Annotated in this window: 16 protein-coding genes and 1 pseudogene; 8 read left to right on the top strand and 9 right to left on the bottom strand. The window is 55.1% G+C overall.

The features are described 5' to 3' along the window. The first annotated feature begins 27 nt into the window (after nucleotides 1-27). From FDX09_RS10800 to FDX09_RS10785, 4 genes are all read left to right on the top strand, one after another. Entirely contained in the window at nucleotides 28-1,197 is a 1,170-nt protein-coding gene (locus FDX09_RS10800) for an ABC transporter substrate-binding protein (RefSeq protein WP_137347189.1), read from the top strand. Beyond that, nucleotides 1,170-2,705 (top strand): ABC transporter permease subunit, encoded by a 1,536-nt coding sequence (locus FDX09_RS10795; RefSeq protein ID WP_137347188.1) that lies wholly within the window; start codon nucleotides 1,170-1,172, stop codon nucleotides 2,703-2,705. Before FDX09_RS10800 ends, FDX09_RS10795 begins: the two co-directional genes overlap by 28 nt. After that, the gene (locus FDX09_RS10790) at nucleotides 2,705-3,337 is read left to right on the top strand and encodes an ATP-binding cassette domain-containing protein (RefSeq protein ID WP_137347187.1); all 633 of its coding nucleotides are present in this window, start codon (nucleotides 2,705-2,707) and stop codon (nucleotides 3,335-3,337) included. The genes FDX09_RS10795 and FDX09_RS10790 overlap by 1 nt, the downstream gene beginning before the upstream one ends. Nucleotides 3,338-3,424: 87 nt before the next feature. After that, on the top strand, nucleotides 3,425-4,732 hold the full coding sequence (locus FDX09_RS10785) for a sulfurtransferase (protein ID WP_137347186.1): 1,308 nt from the start codon (nucleotides 3,425-3,427) through the stop codon (nucleotides 4,730-4,732). Between the two features lie 44 nt (nucleotides 4,733-4,776). Here the strand turns inward: FDX09_RS10785 and FDX09_RS10780 are convergent, their stop codons facing one another. Together FDX09_RS10780 and FDX09_RS10775 are read right to left on the bottom strand one after the other, a co-directional pair. After that, nucleotides 4,777-5,400, bottom strand: a complete 624-nt coding sequence (locus FDX09_RS10780) for a CDP-alcohol phosphatidyltransferase family protein (protein ID WP_137347185.1) — start codon at nucleotides 5,398-5,400, stop codon at nucleotides 4,777-4,779. Then, nucleotides 5,393-5,962, bottom strand: a complete 570-nt coding sequence (locus tag FDX09_RS10775) for a carboxymuconolactone decarboxylase family protein (RefSeq protein ID WP_137347184.1) — start codon at nucleotides 5,960-5,962, stop codon at nucleotides 5,393-5,395. The genes FDX09_RS10780 and FDX09_RS10775 overlap by 8 nt, the downstream gene beginning before the upstream one ends. A gap of 79 nt (nucleotides 5,963-6,041) precedes the next feature. Between FDX09_RS10775 and FDX09_RS10770 the strand changes: the two genes are divergently transcribed. Then, nucleotides 6,042-6,455 carry a pyrimidine (deoxy)nucleoside triphosphate diphosphatase gene (locus FDX09_RS10770; RefSeq protein ID WP_170973238.1) on the top strand — a complete coding sequence of 138 codons (414 nt, stop codon included), beginning with the start codon at nucleotides 6,042-6,044 and terminating at the stop codon, nucleotides 6,453-6,455. On the opposite strand, the gene FDX09_RS10765 is transcribed toward FDX09_RS10770, so the two are convergent. Then, nucleotides 6,415-6,690, bottom strand: a complete 276-nt coding sequence (locus FDX09_RS10765) for a YnjH family protein (protein WP_038640091.1) — start codon at nucleotides 6,688-6,690, stop codon at nucleotides 6,415-6,417. The two genes, FDX09_RS10770 and FDX09_RS10765, sit on opposite strands and share 41 nt — an antisense overlap. A 237-nt stretch (nucleotides 6,691-6,927) precedes the next feature. On the opposite strand from FDX09_RS10765, the gene gdhA reads away from it, so the two are divergent. Then, nucleotides 6,928-8,271: an NADP-specific glutamate dehydrogenase gene (gene gdhA / locus FDX09_RS10760; RefSeq protein ID WP_038640089.1), complete on the top strand. Its 1,344-nt coding sequence runs from the start codon at nucleotides 6,928-6,930 to the stop codon at nucleotides 8,269-8,271. Between the two features lie 89 nt (nucleotides 8,272-8,360). Here the strand turns inward: gdhA and topB are convergent, their stop codons facing one another. From topB to FDX09_RS10745, 3 genes are all read right to left on the bottom strand, one after another. After that, the gene (gene topB, locus FDX09_RS10755; protein WP_137347313.1) at nucleotides 8,361-10,307 is read right to left on the bottom strand and encodes a DNA topoisomerase III; all 1,947 of its coding nucleotides are present in this window, start codon (nucleotides 10,305-10,307) and stop codon (nucleotides 8,361-8,363) included. 4 nt (nucleotides 10,308-10,311) lie between these two features. Then, nucleotides 10,312-11,355 (bottom strand): selenide, water dikinase SelD, encoded by a 1,044-nt coding sequence (gene selD, locus FDX09_RS10750; RefSeq protein WP_085049511.1) that lies wholly within the window; start codon nucleotides 11,353-11,355, stop codon nucleotides 10,312-10,314. A 116-nt stretch (nucleotides 11,356-11,471) separates the two neighbouring features. Next, a complete protein-coding gene (locus FDX09_RS10745; RefSeq protein WP_137347182.1) occupies nucleotides 11,472-12,023 on the bottom strand; it encodes an NAD(P)H nitroreductase in 552 nt (183 codons plus the stop codon). Between the two features lie 174 nt (nucleotides 12,024-12,197). Between FDX09_RS10745 and sppA the strand changes: the two genes are divergently transcribed. Beyond that, nucleotides 12,198-14,054 carry a signal peptide peptidase SppA gene (gene sppA / locus FDX09_RS10740; protein WP_087856720.1) on the top strand — a complete coding sequence of 619 codons (1,857 nt, stop codon included), beginning with the start codon at nucleotides 12,198-12,200 and terminating at the stop codon, nucleotides 14,052-14,054. Here the strand turns inward: sppA and FDX09_RS23920 are convergent. The 3 genes and pseudogenes from FDX09_RS23920 to FDX09_RS10730 all read right to left on the bottom strand — a co-directional run. Continuing rightward, nucleotides 14,051-14,320: pseudogene (locus FDX09_RS23920) on the bottom strand (helix-turn-helix transcriptional regulator); the annotation flags it as partial. The gene sppA and the pseudogene FDX09_RS23920 overlap by 4 nt on opposite strands. 12 nt (nucleotides 14,321-14,332) lie before the next feature. Further along, on the bottom strand, nucleotides 14,333-15,142 hold the full coding sequence (locus FDX09_RS10735) for an AraC family transcriptional regulator (protein ID WP_249359995.1): 810 nt from the start codon (nucleotides 15,140-15,142) through the stop codon (nucleotides 14,333-14,335). Beyond that, nucleotides 15,139-16,074, bottom strand: coding sequence for a DMT family transporter (locus FDX09_RS10730; RefSeq protein ID WP_226809221.1), 936 nt, complete (start codon nucleotides 16,072-16,074; stop codon nucleotides 15,139-15,141). The genes FDX09_RS10735 and FDX09_RS10730 overlap by 4 nt, the downstream gene beginning before the upstream one ends. A gap of 200 nt (nucleotides 16,075-16,274) precedes the next feature. On the opposite strand from FDX09_RS10730, the gene ansA reads away from it, so the two are divergent. Next, nucleotides 16,275-17,291 (top strand): asparaginase, encoded by a 1,017-nt coding sequence (ansA, locus tag FDX09_RS10725; protein ID WP_038640081.1) that lies wholly within the window; start codon nucleotides 16,275-16,277, stop codon nucleotides 17,289-17,291. Nucleotides 17,292-17,296 lie beyond the last annotated feature (5 nt).

The raw sequence follows: 17,296 nt of genomic DNA, 5'->3' as shown, positions 1-17,296 counted from the left end.
TACGCCATTTTTAGCAATGGAGATATTATGCGTTACTGCTTATTGTGCCTGAGTTTGCTGCTCTGCCCGCTGGCGGCTTTTTCCCAGGACGCCAGCTGGCAGCAAATCAAAAATGACGCCCGCGGTCAGACGGTATGGTTCAACGCCTGGGGTGGCGATAACGCCGTTAATCAGTATCTCGACTGGGTTAGCGGCGAGATGAAAACGCACTATGCCATTAACCTGAAAATTGTGCGGCTGGCGGATGCCGCCGACGCCGTTAAACGCATCCAGGCCGAGGCGGCGTCCGGGCGAACAACCGGCGGATCTGTCGACTTATTGTGGGTAAACGGTGAAAACTTCCGCACATTAAAAGAAGCGGGTCTGCTGCAAACCCAGTGGGCGCAGGCGTTACCTAACTGGCGCTATGTTGATACCCGGAAACCGGTCAGTGAAGACTTTGCCATCCCCACGGAAGGGGCAGAATCGCCATGGGGCGGCGCACAGCTAACCTTCATTGCCCGGCGCGATCTCACCGCCCAGCCGCCGCAATCCCCGCAGGCGTTGCTTGAATTTGCGCAGGCACACCCTGGCACAGTTACCTACCCGCGCCCGCCAGACTTTACCGGCACGGCTTTTCTCGAGCAGTTATTGATTATGCTCACCACGGAACCGCAAGCATTGAAAGTTGCGCCCGATGCCGCCACATTCGCCAACGTTACCGCTCCGTTATGGCATTATCTTGACGCTCTACACCCTTCACTATGGCGTGAAGGCAAAGATTTTCCTCCCACGCCTGCGCGGATGGATGCGTTGCTGAATACCGGTACGTTGCGCTTATCATTGACCTTTAACCCAGCCCACGCGCAGCAAAAAATGGCCAGCGGCGAATTGCCTAAAACCAGCTATAGTTTTGGTTTCTCACAGGGCATGATCGGCAACGTGCATTTTGTCACTATTCCGGCGAATGCTCGCGCCAGCGCCGGAGCAAAAGTCGTGGCAAACTTCCTGCTTTCTCCCGAAGCGCAGTTGCGTAAAGCTGACCCTGCTATCTGGGGAGACCCTTCGGTACTTGATCCGCAAAAACTGCCCAACGAACAGCGTAACGCACTGCTGGCGTACACCCCGCAAGGACTCCCTGCCGTACTGCCGGAACCACATGCTGCCTGGATAAATGCACTGGAACAAGAATGGCTACGCCGCTACGGTACGCATTAATTCTGTTGCTGTGGGGCATCATGACGGCAGTTTATCTGCCGCTGGTGCCAGCAACGTTCTCTCTGCTAGCCCCAGCGCTTCGCACCACGCACTGGCTGGCGCTCTTTGACGATCCTCAACTCTCGCAGGCGTTGCTGGCAACAGTGGTTTCCGTAAGCCTCGCGGCTCTGGGTGCCCTGACCATTACGCTGTTGGCGATCCTCTTTTTGTGGCCTGGCGCTGGTTGGGCGCGATTGTGCACGCGCCTGCCCTTGCTGCTGGCGATCCCGCACGTCGCATTCGCGACCAGCATGCTGTTGATTTTTGCCGAAGGCGGCATGCTCTGGCAGTGGCTGCCCTTTCTCAACTCGCAACCGGACCGCTATGGGGTTGGGCTTGGCATAACGCTGGCGGTGAAAGAGAGCGCCTTTTTGTTGTGGATCCTCTCAGCCCTGCTGAGTGAAAAACAACTTTCACAGCAGGTTATCGTCCTGGATTCGCTGGGTTACAGCCGTTTGCAATGCCTGAACTGGCTGGTACTGCCCTCCATCGCCCCTGCGTTAGGCAAAGCCATGCTGGCCGTCGTGGCCTGGTCACTCTCCGTTGTGGATGTGGCCATCGTCCTTGGCCCCGGCAACCCGCCCACGCTTGCTGTGCTGAGCTGGCAATGGCTCAGCCAGGGCGATGCCGAACAACAGGCCAAAGGCGCACTCGCCAGCCTGCTGCTGGTGTTGCTGCTATTTATCTTCGCGCTGGTGGGCTATCTGTTCTGGCGTGGCTGGCGGCGCACAATTCCGGCAGTAAACGGAGTACGCCTGCGTTTTTCGTCCACAACAATCGCACGGCCGCTGGTACAACTTTTGCCCATCAGCGGAGTAGTATGCGCCCTGGTGCTGGCGCTTTCCGCCAACTCTTCATCGCTCAACAGCGACGCGCTCAGTAACAGTCTGCAACTGGGGCTCATCTCCAGCGTGCTGGGGTTACTGATGCTCTTTGCGTGGCTGGAATGGGGACCGCAAACCGGACACCGTTGGGTCTGGCTGCCCATTATCCTACCCGCGCTGCCGCTGGTCACCGGACAGTATCTGTTGGCATTATATACCGGACAAGATGGGCTGATGACGACCATCATCTGGGGCCACCTGCTGTGGGTGATGCCGTGGATGCTGTTTGTGCTCAAACCGGCGTGGCAACGCATTGACCCACGATTGATTTTGATTGCACAAACGCTGGGCTGGACACGGGGTCGCATATTTTGGCGGGTAAAATGCCCGTTGCTGTTACGCCCGGCACTGGTCGCCTTCGCGGTTGGCTTCTCGGTCAGTATTGCCCAATATATGCCAACGCTATGGTTAGGGGCCGGACGCTATCCCACCCTGACCACCGAGGCGGTGGCATTAAGCAGCGGCGGCAGCACGGCTGTTTTAGCGACACAGGCGCTATGGCAGCTTCTGTTACCGCTATTCGTTTTCGTACTGGCGGCGCTTTTCGCCGCGTGGCTCGGCCGCTTTCGACAAGGACTCCGTTAATGCTCATCGTTCAAAGCCTTTCAGTGTACCGGGGCGCGACAACGCTACTGAAAGATGTGAACTTCCAGGTTAATAAAAGTGACATTGTCACTATTATGGGACCTTCCGGTAGCGGTAAGTCTTCGCTTTTTTCGTGGATGGTCGGCGCATTGTCTCCTCAGTTTCAGGCTTCAGGCGAACTGTGGCTCAATGAACGGCGCATAGACACGCTGCCCACCGCGCAGCGCCAGATTGGCATCCTGTTCCAGGATGCGTTGCTGTTTGACCATTTCAGCGTTGGGCAGAATTTACTGCTGGCCTTACCCGCCAGCCTGCAAGGATCCGCCAGACGCCATACTGTTGAAAACGCCCTTACGCGCGCGGACCTGGCTGGATTTTATCATCGCGATCCGGCCTCGCTCTCCGGCGGCCAACGATCGCGTGTCGCCCTGCTGCGCGCCCTGCTGGCTCAGCCTCAGGCGCTGCTGCTCGATGAACCCTTTAGCAGACTGGATGCGTCGCTACGCGATACCTTTCGCCAGTGGGTCTTTACCGAGGTGCGCAAGCTGAATATTCCGGTGGTACAGGTTACGCATGACGCGCAGGATGTCCCGTCAGCAGGCCGTGTATTACAGATGGAAAACTGGGCGTGAATGTGGCGATATGCTGCGTTAACGCAAGGTTTTTACTTAACCGGCGGCACAGAATGTCGTCTTCTTTTTTCAACGTCGGGCTATTCGATGAAACGTGTTTCTCAAATGACCGCGCTGGCACTGGCTTTAGGGCTCGCTTGCGCTTCTTCCTGGGCTGCTGAAACAGCACAGACGCTCACCCTCAACCAGTTACAGCAAAAGCAAGGCGCGGCGATCGATACCCGTCAGAGCGCTTTTTACAACGGCTGGCCACAATCGCTCAATGGTCCTTCCGGACACGAACCCTCCGCACTGAATCTGTCTGCCGCCTGGCTCGACAAAATGAATGATGAACAACTCAATGCCTGGGTGAAGGCGCATCAGCTAAAAACCGATGCGCCGGTGGCGTTGTATGGTAGCGATAGCGAGATGCAGACCGTTAAATCCCGCCTGCAGAAAGTCGGTTTTAGCCATATTTCAACCCTCAGCGACGCCCTTGCGGATCCTGGCCGCCTGCAACGTCTGCCGCACTTCGAACAACTGGTTTACCCGCAGTGGCTGCACGACCTGCAGCAGGGAAAAGAAGTGACCGCTAAACCTTCGGGTGACTGGAAAGTGATTGAAGCCGCCTGGGGCGCGCCGAAGCTGTATCTGCTCAGTCATATTCCCGGTGCAGGATACATTGATACCAACGAAGTCGAGAGCGAACCACTGTGGAATAAAGTTTCCGACGCGCAACTCAAAGCCATGCTGGCAAAACATGGTATTCGCCACGACACCACGGTGATTTTATACGGTCGTGATGTCTATGCCGCCGCGCGCGTGGCGCAAATCATGTTGTATGCAGGCGTGAAAGATGTGCGTCTGCTCGACGGCGGGTGGCAAACCTGGTCAGATTCAGGTTTACCGGTGGAACGCGGAACGCCGCCGACGGTGAAAGCGGCTCCTGATTTTGGCGTTGCTATCCCTGCCCAACCACAACTAATGCTGAATACGGAACAGGCTCGCGGCCTGCTGCATCGCCAGGATGCGTCGCTGGTCAGCATCCGCTCGTGGCCTGAGTTTATTGGTACCACCAGCGGCTATAGCTACATCAAGCCAAAAGGTGAGATCGCAGGCGCACGCTGGGGCCACGCGGGGAGTGATTCCACGCATATGGAAGATTTTCATAACCCGGACGGCACCATGCGCAGCGCGGATGATATCGCCGCCATGTGGAAACAGTGGAATATCACGCCTGACCAGCAGGTTTCTTTCTACTGCGGCACCGGCTGGCGTGCTTCAGAAACGTTTATGTATGCCCGCGCGATGGGCTGGAAAAACGTCTCTGTTTACGACGGTGGCTGGTATGAGTGGAGCAGCAATCCGAAAAACCCGGTCGCCAGCGGTGAACGGGGTCCGGACAGCAGCAAGTAATATGGTCACCCTTGCCGGATAAGCGCATCCGGCAACACAAGACGTTACGCCTGACGCTGAACCGCTTTCAGCGTCACATATCCGCTCCAGATCCGAGTGAACGTCGTCATCCAGCACAGCGCGCCAAAGACCCACGCCAGCACGGCAAAAGATTCCGGGAACAAACAGCCCAAAACAAACAGCAAAATAGTCTCAGTGCCTTCGGTTAGCCCCCCCAGATAATAAAACGATTTATGCGCGTAGCCTGGGTTATCAATATCGTGTTTCGCTGCCAGGGCCGCGAAGGCGAGGAAGCTGCTGCCAGTGCCAATAAACGCAAACAACAGCCAGCCCCCAGCCAGTGCATTCTGCGCAGGTGCGGCAAGAATAAAACCAAACGGTACTAAGGCGTAAAACAGAAAATCGAGTGAGATATCGAGAAATCCTCCCGCGTCGGTTAGCCCTCTGCGCCGCGCCAGCGCCCCGTCCAGCCCGTCAAACAAGCGATTAAGCATAATGACCACCAGCGCCGCCAGATACCAGCCTAACGCCAGAAATGGCAGGGCCAACACGCCAATAGCAAAACCAACCAGCGTCAGGCCATCCGGGGTAATCGCAGGTTTATCAATAATGCCCACACAGCGATGCAACAGCGGTTTTAACCGTGGATGAAGATGACGGTCAAGCATGCGGGCGTCCTTTAAAACTGTCGCACAATCCTTGCGCAGGAATATCGAGGGCGGCATTAAAACGCGCCGAGAGATTTTGAAACGCAATCAGCGCGGTCATTTCAGTAATGACGTCATCGGTAAAATGCTGCTTCATTTGCGTTTTCAGCGCATCGTCAACCTGCGGTGGCGTGGCGGTCACCGCATCCGCATAGGCCAGCGCTATGCGCTCTTCTGCGTTAAACAGCGCTGATTCTTGCCAGTTGGCGACCTGCAAGACTTTATCCAGCGCGCCACAGCGTTCCGCCAGCCGTAAGCTGTTGGCATCAACACAGAAGGCGCAATGACATACCTGAGAAACGCGGGTCATTAACAATGCGCGCATCACCGGCGTTAAGCGCGCCTTTTTACGCTCCAGAAACCCGACAAACAGCGCCACGAGCCAGAACAGAAACGGCATCCGCCCCCACCAACGCGTGGGATGCAGCACATCGCCATAATGTTTTTTCTGCGTCGCGACGAGCGCTTGCAAACTGGAGGGAATACGCGTTAACGGACTTACCCACGAGTGAGGATCGTTCAACGATGACTCCTGAATACTTTAGATAACTCAAAGATAAATATAGTATGTTATTTTCTGCTGTTAGATCTTGATGAATATGATGAAAACCCTCGACGTGGTCGCCGCTATCATTGAACGTGATGGCAAAATTTTACTGGCTCAGCGTTCGCCGGATGCGGATCAGCCAGGCATGTGGGAATTTGCTGGCGGTAAAGTTGAGTCGGGCGAAAGTCAGCCTCAGGCTCTGGTGCGTGAACTGCGTGAAGAATTAGGCATCGACGCAGTCGTTGGGCGCTATATCGCCAGCCATCAACGTGAGGTTTCGGGCCGGCTGATTCATTTACATGCCTGGCATGTACCGTCTTTTCAGGGAGAACTGAATGCGTATGAACACCAGAATATGGTCTGGTGTTCACCCGAAGAGGCGCGGCGTTATCCGCTGGCGCCTGCCGATATCCCGCTGTTAGAAGCCTTTATTCTTTTACGCGCCGCCAGACCAGCGGATTCGTGCTGATCGTTTTATCATCGCGTTGGCACTGAAGCAGCACACCATCCGCTTTGATCACCGCCCCTTCGGAATAGTTTTGATCCTGATAAATACAGCACTGACTACAAGGCTGCGCTCGCTGCCCGCTGGAACTGAACACTTCCGGCGGCACATTCACCTGCACATCCGGGCGATAAAGCTGATTTGCCAGCGTCGCGCTGGACACCAGTACCAACGCTCCTGCCATGATTAAACGGCGCATATTCTTTCCTTTGTGACTGACAGTTATGCTCAGTATAACGGTATAAATCGGCAGAAACTTTAGTCCCGCCCGTCATCGTTTTTGGTTATGACCCACGCCGCGATATTAATTTACTTAGCGGGGTTAATTTTTTCTTGCGTCCCGTCACGCTGCTGGTGGTATAGTCAAAAACTGCAAAACACTTAACACAAATATCAAAAATATAACCATATCAATACATAAGAGGTTTTTATATCTATGGATCAGACATGTTCTCTGGAGTCGTTTCTTAACCATGTACAAAAGCGCGACCCAAACCAAACCGAGTTCGCGCAAGCCGTTCGTGAAGTGATGACGACGCTGTGGCCCTTCCTTGAGCAAAACCCACGTTATCGCCAGATGTCGCTGCTGGAGCGTCTGGTTGAGCCGGAGCGCGTGATCCAGTTCCGCGTAGTCTGGCTCGACGATCGTAATCAGGTGCAGGTTAACCGTGCGTGGCGCGTGCAGTTTAGCTCCGCCATTGGCCCATACAAAGGCGGTATGCGTTTCCACCCTTCCGTAAACCTGTCGATCCTGAAATTCCTCGGTTTCGAGCAGACCTTTAAAAATGCCCTCACCACGCTGCCGATGGGCGGGGGTAAAGGCGGGAGTGACTTCGACCCGAAAGGTAAAAGCGAAGGTGAAGTGATGCGTTTCTGCCAGGCGCTGATGACCGAGCTGTTCCGCCATTTAGGTCCCGATACCGACGTTCCGGCGGGCGATATCGGCGTGGGTGGTCGTGAAGTCGGCTTTATGGCCGGGATGATGAAAAAACTGTCCAACAACAGCGCCTGCGTCTTTACCGGTAAAGGTCTCTCTTTCGGCGGCAGCCTGATCCGCCCGGAAGCGACCGGCTATGGCCTGGTGTACTTCACCGAAGCGATGCTTAAACGTCATGGCCTCAGCTTTGAAGGCATGCGCGTGGCGGTCTCTGGCTCCGGTAACGTTGCACAATTCGCCATTGAGAAAGCCATGGAATTTGGCGCCCGGGTGGTGACCGCTTCCGACTCCAGCGGCACTGTGGTCGACGAAAGTGGATTTACCAAAGAAAAACTGGCGCGTCTGTGCGCGATCAAAGACAGCCGTGACGGTCGCGTGGCGGATTACGCCCGGGAGTTTGGCCTGACCTATCTCGAAGGCAAGCAGCCGTGGTCGGTTCCGGTCGATATCGCCCTGCCGTGCGCCACCCAGAACGAACTTGATGTCGACGCGGCGCGCGTACTGATCGCCAACGGCGTGAAAGCGGTCGCCGAAGGGGCCAACATGCCGACCACCATCGAAGCCACCGACCTGTTCCTCGAAGCGGGCGTTCTGTTCGCGCCGGGTAAAGCCGCCAACGCCGGTGGCGTAGCGACCTCCGGTCTGGAAATGGCGCAAAACGCCGCACGTCTGGGCTGGAAAGCGGAGAAAGTGGACGCGCGCCTGCACCACATCATGCTGGATATTCACCATGCCTGCGTTGAATACGGCGGCGAAAGCAAACAAACCAACTACGTACGTGGCGCCAATATCGCGGGCTTCGTGAAGGTTGCCGACGCGATGCTGGGCCAGGGTGTGATTTAATATTGTCTCTGTAGAACCGTAGGCCGGATAAGGCACGGGTGCCGCATCCGGCAAAGCCTGATGGCGCTACGCTTATCAGGCCTACAGACTTACACGCCTGCCTCTTCGGATGGCGGGCTTTTTTTCGCCGGGCGTTTACGCGGCGCGCTCTTTTTCTTATCGCCACCACTGCCACCCGGCGCGACAATTCCCCGGAAGCGCCGTACCGGCGTACTGCGCGCCTGATCGATAAGCTGATATAGCGTTCCCACCAGCGGCTGCATGAAATCCTGATAACGACACTGTTTTTCGCTGATTTGGGTCAGAATAGATTCCCAGTGCGCGGTCATATCCGGACGCGTCGCCATTTCCGGCAGAGAGTGAAACAACGCTTTTCCGGCATCGGTCGAATGGATATAGCGCCCTTTTTTCACCAGGAATCCGCGTTTAAACAGCAGCTCGATAATCCCGGCGCGCGTCGCTTCCGTACCTAATCCATCCGTGGCGCGCAGGATCTTTTTCAGATCTTTATCCTGCACAAAGCGCGCAATCCCGGTCATCGCTGACAGCAACGTCGCATCGGTAAAATGGCGTGGCGGCTGAGTCTGACGTTCAACCACTTCGCCTTTTTCGCACAGCAATTCATCGTCTTTAGCCACCACCGGCAACGGCGTCCCGTCGTTATCTTCATCGCGCTCCTTATTGCCAAGCAGCGTGCGCCATCCGGCCTCCGCCAGAAAACGCGCTTTGGCGACAAACTTGCCTTTGGCAATATCCAGCTCAATAACGCACTTGCGGAATACCGCATCCGCACAAAACTGCATCAGATACTGGCGCGCAATCAGGTTGTAAATTTTCGCTTCGTTGTCATTCAGGTTGATGGACGAACTGCGCGCGGTAGGAATGATGGCGTGGTGGGCATCCACCTTTTTATCGTCCCAGCAGCGGTTTCGCGTATCGGGATCCACCGCGGGTTGCGGAAGCAGATCCGGCGCATGAACGCTAATTGCGTTCATTACCGCATGACGTCCGGCAAAATGTTCTTCCGGCAGATAACGGCTATCCGAACGCGGATAGGTAATCAATTTATGGGTTTCATACAGTTTCTGGCAGATATCCAGAACGTTCTGCGCGCTCAAACCAAAGCGTTTCGCCGCTTCAATCTGCAACGCCGACAGCGAAAACGGCAGCGGCGCGGATTCTGATTCCCGTTTATCGTTATAGCTGGTAACGAGCGCCGGCTGGCCGTTAATACGGTTCACCACGTGTTCGGCCAGCGTACGATTCAGCAAGCGCCCTTCTTCGTCCTGATACGGCTCACATGCTTCGCTGGGCTGCCAGATAGCGGTAAACCGCTCATCGGCGGGCGTCACGATATGCGCTTTCACTTCAAAGAAATCTTTGGCGACGAAGTTTTCAATCTCTTCATCGCGACGCACAACCAGGCCGAGCACCGGCGTCTGTACGCGCCCGACCGAGAGCACACCCTGATAGCCTGCGTTTCGCCCAAGAATGGTGTAAGCACGGGTCATATTGATGCCGTACAGCCAGTCTGCCCGCGCCCGCGCCAGGGCCGACACGCACAGCGGGATGAACTCACTGTTGGCCCGCAGTCGCTCAATAGCGCGTTCGACGGCCTGCGGGTTGAGGTCGTTAATCAGACAACGTTGCACCTGCTGGCGCTTTTCGGGAGCCAGTTGCAGGTAATCCAGCACTTCATCCACCAGCAGTTGTCCTTCACGATCGGGGTCTCCCGCGTGAATAACCTCGCTGGCTTCATGTAAAAAGCGCTTGATAACGTTGAGCTGTTTGGTCACCGAAGGACGTGGCTGCAGTTGCCACTTTTCCGGGACAATCGGCAGATCGACCAGACTCCAGCGCGCATAACGGCTGTCGTAGGCGTCTGGCTGCGCCTGTTCCAGCAGGTGACCAATACACCAGGTCACCACTTGTCCGTTTCCGCATTCAATAAAGCCGTCACCTTTGCGATGCGGCTTTGGCAGCACATCGGCGATAGCGCGCGCCAGACTCGGTTTTTCGGCAATAAACAACCGCATCGAGTTAACGGATCTCAACCATGGCGCGACCGCCACGAGCTTCCACTAACTCACCAATCGCAGTGAGATCGATACCAAACTGCGCCGCTGCCGCTTTCACTTCGGCTTCCGCTTGCGGCGTTACCGCCAGCAGCAAACCGCCGGAAGTTTGCGGATCGCAGAGCAGGTCGCGAACCGGCTGCGGCATTTCACCCATCAGGTGTCCGTAGCTGGCAAAGTTACGCTGGGTACCGCCCGGCACCGCGCCCTGCGCGATGTACTCTTCAACGCCAGGAAGCTTAGGAATATCCTGGTAAACAATCTGCGCCTGAATGCCTGCGCCCTGACACATCTCGCTCAGATGTCCCAGCAGACCAAAACCGGTAACGTCGGTCATGGCTTTCACGCCCTCGATATCGGCAAATGCCGCACCGGCAATGTTCATCCGACACATCACTTCCGTCGCCAGCCCTTTGTGCTCCGGCTTCAGCAGCGATTTTTTCTCTGCGGTTGTCAGGACGCCAATGCCCAGAGGTTTGGTCAGGAACAGCTTGCATCCCGCCTCGGCGGTGCTGTTTTTCTTCACGCGTTCAGTCGGCACAACGCCGGTAACCGCAAGACCGAAGATAGGCTCCGGGGCATCGATAGAGTGACCGCCCGCCAGCGCGATACCCGCCTGACGGCAGGCAAAGCGTCCGCCTTCGGTCACTTCACGGGCGATTTCCGGCGCCAGCTTATCCAGCGGCCAGCCCAGAATAGCAATTGCCATAATCGGTTTGCCGCCCATAGCAAAAATATCGCTGATGGCGTTGGTGGCGGCAATACGGCCAAAATCAAACGGATTATCGACAATCGGCATAAAGAAATCGGTGGTGCTGATAACGCTGGTGCCATTACCCAAATCGTAGACAGCGGCGTCATCGCGGGTTTCATTACCCACGAGTAAGTTTGGATCAACGAACTTCGCCTGCTCGCTGTGCAGGATGGTTTCCAGCACTTTAGGGGAAATTTTACAACCGCAACCGGCTCCGTGGCTGTATTGCGTTAAACGAATAGCTTGCTCGCTCATGGACATCTCCTGTCATTGCAATTCGGATATGGTAGCGCTCATTCCATGATGTGGTAAGAGTGACTGTCTGAATTCAGGTGTCTTTGCTCATAATCCAGACAGTTTTGCCGTTGATATCAGAAATAACGAACAAAAGCGCTCGGATCGGCCAGGCTAATGGTCGTGGACGCTTTGAGCTGCGGCGTACCCAGATAGAGAAAACCGACGATCTTATCCTGCGGACGACAATCAAACGCTTCGCGAACTTCCGCGCTTTCCGTTAATGCGCCGCTACGCCAGATACCGCCAAAGCCCTGAGCAACAGCGGCCATCTGCATGGCCATTACCGCGCAACCGGCAGACATTTCCTGTTCCCACAGCGGAACCTTGTCGTTTTCTTCACATTTCGCGACGACGGTAATGATCAGCGGGGCGCGAAACGGCGCCGTCCGCGCTTTTTCCTGAGCTTTCTCGTCGCTGCCTGCGGCAATAGCGCCTTTTTCAAGCACGGCGCTAAAGCGCTCGCGTCCTTCGCCCTCAATGACAAAGAACTGCCACGGTTGCAGTGTTTTGTGGTCTGGCGCGCGCATTCCCGCCCGCAGAATGTTTTGCAGTTGCTCTCTCGCCGGTGCCGGTTCGACAAGACGAGAAGCGCTACGACGGGTGATGAGTAATTCGAGTGCATCCATTTGTTTAACTCCAACAATGAGATTTATTCACAAAATTAACACGTGAGCGGATTTTGTTACAGCACAGGCGGTGATTCCTGCTGACAAGTGCCCGTTGGGTCATTACGATAGCCACATCTTAACGCCTTTTTCGGGATAACCGGGTGGCGTGTTGTTAATCGGTAGGGAGAATACATGCGAACCCTGTGGCGATTTATTGCCGGATTTTTTAAATGGACATGGCGATTACTCAATTTCGTCCGTGAATTTGTGCTTAACCTGTTCTTTATCTTCTTGGTGCTTGTTGGCGTGGGGATCTGGATGCAGGTCAGTAGCAGCAACACCAGTGAACATGCTGAACGTGGCGCGCTGCTGTTGGATATCTCGGGCGTGATTGTCGACAAGCCTTCAAGCACCAGTCGCTTGAGCGCCATTGGTCGTCAACTGTTTGGCGCCAGTTCTGACCGACTGCAGGAAAACTCCCTGTTTGATATCGTGAATACCATTCGCCAGGCGAAAGATGACCGCAACATCACCGGCATCGTGATGGATTTGAAAAACTTTGCCGGGGCCGATCAGCCGTCCATGCAGTACATCGGTAAAGCGCTGCGGGAATTCCGCGACAGCGGCAAACCGGTCTTTGCCGTGGGCGATAACTTCAGCCAGGGGCAATATTACCTCGCCAGTTTTGCCAACAAAATTTACCTTTCTCCGCAGGGTTCCGTTGATCTGCACGGTTTTGCCACTAACGGTCTGTACTACAAGTCCCTGCTGGATAAACTGAAAGTCTCAACGCACGTGTTCCGCGTCGGTACCTATAAGTCTGCGGTAGAACCCTTCATCCGCGATGATATGTCCCCTGCCGCGCGCGAGGCCGATAGCCGCTGGATCGGCGAGCTGTGGCAGAACTATCTCGATACGGTAGCCGCAAACCGTCAGATCCCAGCCCAACAGGTGTTCCCCGGCGCGCAAGCGATGCTGGACGGTTTGACAAAAGTCGAGGGCGATACCGCAAAATACGCGCTCGACAACAAACTGGTGGATGCACTCGCCTCCAGCGCTGAAGTCGAAAAAATGCTGACCAAACAGTTCGGCTGGAGCAAAGCGGATAAAAACTTCCGCGCCGTCAGCTACTACGATTATTCGCTGAAAACCCCGGCGGATACCGGAGAGAGCATTGGCGTCATCTTCGCGAATGGCGCGATTATGGACGGAGAAGAAACCCCTGGGAATGTGGGCGGCGACACCACTGCCGCACAAATCCGCGAAGCGCGTCTTGATCCGAAGGTGAAAGCCATTGTTCTGCGAGTGAACAGTCCTGGCGGCAGCGTCAGCGCCTCCGAAGTGATCCGCGCTGAACTGGCTGCGGCCAAAGCAGCGGGCAAACCGGTCGTCGTGTCGATGGGCGGTATGGCGGCATCAGGCGGTTACTGGATCTCCACGCCAGCCAGTTACATTGTGGCTAACCCCAGCACACTGACCGGTTCAATCGGGATCTTTGGCGTGATCAACACCGTGGAAAACAGTCTGGATTCCATTGGCGTACATACCGACGGCGTAGCCACCTCTCCGCTGGCGGACATTTCCATTACTAAAGCGTTACCGCCTGAAGTACAGCAAATGATGCAACTGAGCATCGAGAACGGCTATAAGCGCTTTATCACGCTGGTCGCGAATGCACGTAAGACAACGCCAGAGCAGATTGACAAAATCGCTCAGGGCCACGTCTGGACCGGCCAGGATGCGAAAGCCAACGGTCTGGTCGACAGTCTGGGGGATTTTGACGACGCCGTCGCGAAAGCGGCTGAACTGGCCAAACTGAAACAATGGCACATTGAGTATTACCAGGACGAACCCACATTCGTGGATATGGTCATGGACAGTATGTCAGGTTCGGTTCGCGCCATGCTGCCCGCCGCCATTCAGGCAATGCTTCCGGCTCCGCTGGCTTCTGCGGCAAGTACGGTAAAAGCTGAAAGCGATAAGCTGGCCGCGTTTAACGATCCGCAAAACCGCTATGCGTTTTGCCTGACCTGCGCCAACGTTCGTTAACCGTCAAATGCTGCCCCGGATGGGGCAGCATTGATTCGGGTACTCCGACAATCCCCAGGCGTACAGCCAAATTCCCGACTAAACATGCGAATAAAGTGCGCGCAGTCGCTAAACCCCAGACGCAGCGCAATCTCCGTTACGCTCTCTCCAGAATTTATCAGTAGCCAATGGGCATAACGCAATCGGGCGCTACGGATAAACTCCCCCGGCGACTGAGAAAACTCAGCATTAAACAACCGGGTCAACTGCCGTGGACTCAGATTGACTTCTGCGGCAAGTCATTGGGTGGAGATAGGTTTAACCAACCCTTTCTCAATCAAAAATACGGCCTTACGTAAGCGGCTATCGCTCACATGCGTAAAGCCTATCGCTCTGGAAACCGCCACGGAAGTGCCGTCTATTCGGTTAGGCACTGACATCTGGAAAATGGCTTTTGTCGCTCTGTCGGGGCCACAGTGTCGGCGAATAAGCTCCGTCGCCAGTCCGATCGTTGAGATACCGCCCGGGCAAGTCAGTATCCCCTTTTCTTCATGGAAATCGACGCCGGTTCGGGCGGTCAACAGAGGAAATTGCGTCTTAAAATCGTTCAGATGCCAGGGATGAACCGCCGCAGTTAATCCCTGTAGAAAACCCTCCTGCGCCAGAACAAAGCTGCCCGTACAAACACCGACCAGCGGGATATTCCGCTGATGGGCAAGATGCAGATAACGCCGCGCGGCAGGGTCCGCTTTTGCCATACTGCGCAATAGCCCACCGATCACCACGATATAATCGAACTGCTCCGGGGTAACGAATGCACTATCCGGCATCATCGCCATGCCCGAACTGCTTAAAACAGGCTGTTCTGGCGTAGCGCTCATCAGACGCCAGGAACAGCGGATCTTCTGGCTGTCATCCCCCATATCCGCCGCGTGACGCAGCGCATCCGTCAACCCCGCCAGTGCCAGTAAAGGAAATTCAGGCCATAGTACAATCCCGACATTTAATTGCGGCCTGAGGGGCATCGCTGTCTGGTTCGCATCAATGGCGGTGATAATATCGCGATCCGCTTTTCCACCTGGGGGCAACGCAATGTTGTTTTTCTTCACTTCAGGCTCCGGTTTAAACCCGGGCGATGGCGCAAAATTGCCCGGGACGGTAATGACACACAAAGCAATCCTGTCAGTATCAACAGCGCCCCTACGATAAACGCAGGCTGTAGCGATTCTCCCAGAAACATCACACCGGCGATAATCCCCATCGCAGGCGTCATCAGAACCAGCGTTCCCAGCGAAGCAACATGATAATTACGCAGCAGAGTAAACCAGATTAGATAGCTTGAAAATGCGACGACCAGCGTCTGGAAAGTCAGACTAGCCATCAATGTCGAGGTCATATGTATCGTCGTTTCACCCAGCATCAAACCAATAAGCAATAACACAATACCGGTGATAGCGAGTTGATAAAACAACGTACACGATGAAGGGATGGTAGCAAGACGACTGCAGCGAATCACAACGCTGGACGTTCCCCAGGCAATGCCCGCAAACAGCCCGCACAAATCGCCTGCCAGACTCCACTGCGTATTCCCGTCATGCGCAACCCACATCACGGCGACGGCAATCCCGAAAAAGGCGATGCCCAACCCGCACCACTGCAGACGGCTCAGGCGTTCCTCAGGCAAAATAATATGTAACCCGACAGCGGAAAACAACGGCGCGGTGTACAGATAAAGCGCCATATGAGAGGCAGTCGTCAGCGTTATTCCGACAGAAACCAACACGAACTCAAGCGCAAAAAGCAGCCCAACGATAGTACCCATTCTGGCAATACTGCGCTCACGCAGGCGGCCAAATATATTATCCCGGCGGTGAAAAAGCAGTCCAATCAGCAGCGCGGCGATTGCAGAACGCAACCCCACCTGAAGAAACGGCGACATATCATCAGCCGCGGATTTAATCGCAACCTGTTGACTACCCCAGACACCGCAAATCACCACCATCAGCAAAATAGCGGCATTATCGATTCTCTTTCTGATCATTTCTCGATCCGTAAAAGTACGCGTAAAAGAAGGTCGATACTGTAGGACTGAGGGGGGAGAACCACACTGTATAATCGGGACAACGCACTGAACGTAAATGACATATTGATCAGACAACCGGTATGCGTCATTTGCGCTGTCTTTTTTCAGGAGGGACTTTATACTGCGCCTGTTCATGCACAACTTAATCTGTGACGCCCATGCAAAAGAAATCGATTTACGTTGCCTATACCGGCGGTACCATTGGTATGCAGCGCTCAGAACAGGGTTATATCCCCGTTTCTGGTCATCTTCAGCGCCAGCTGGCATTGATGCCAGAATTCCACCGCCCTGAGATGCCAGACTTCACCATCCATGAATACGATCCGCTGATGGATTCTTCCGATATGACGCCGGAAGACTGGCAGCATATTGCGGAAGACATTAAATCGCACTATGACGATTACGATGGTTTTGTCATTCTCCACGGCACCGACACCATGGCGTTTACCGCTTCGGCGCTCTCTTTCATGCTGGAGAATCTCGGCAAGCCGGTGATTGTGACAGGGTCACAAATACCACTGGCAGAATTACGCTCCGACGGACAAATTAATTTGCTGAATGCGCTCTACGTTGCAGCGAATTATCCGATTAACGAAGTGACCCTGTTCTTCAATAATCGACTGTTTCGCGGCAACCGTACTACCAAAGCGCATGCCGATGGTTTTGACGCCTTTGCCTCACCCAATCTTTCCCCTCTCCTGGAAGCGGGTATCCATATCCGTCGACTGGGAACACCACCTGCGCCACACGGTACGGGCGAACTGATTGTTCACCCTATCACGCCACAACCGATTGGCGTGGTGACTATTTACCCTGGGATTTCTGCGGATGTGGTACGCAACTTCTTGCGCCAGCCGGTTAAAGCGTTAATTTTACGCTCTTACGGCGTGGGCAATGCGCCGCAAAATAAAGAGTTTCTGCAAGAGCTTGAAGATGCCAGCTCACGCGGCATCGTGGTGGTTAACCTTACGCAGTGTATGTCCGGCAAGGTGAACATGGGGGGTTACGCGACGGGGAACGCGCTGGCGCATGCTGGCGTTATCGGCGGCGCGGATATGACGGTCGAAGCAACGCTCACCAAACTGCACTATTTGCTGAGTCAGGGGCTGGACACGCAGAGCATTCGTCAAGCAATGTCGCAAAACCTGCGTGGCGAGCTCACGCCAGACGAATAAAGGAG

It is taken from the genome of Citrobacter sp. wls717, assembly GCF_005280955.1.
Lineage (GTDB): Bacteria > Pseudomonadota > Gammaproteobacteria > Enterobacterales > Enterobacteriaceae > Citrobacter > Citrobacter werkmanii.
Note: the sequence above shows the minus strand (reverse complement) of the source record. Positions and strands in the feature narration are given on the sequence as shown.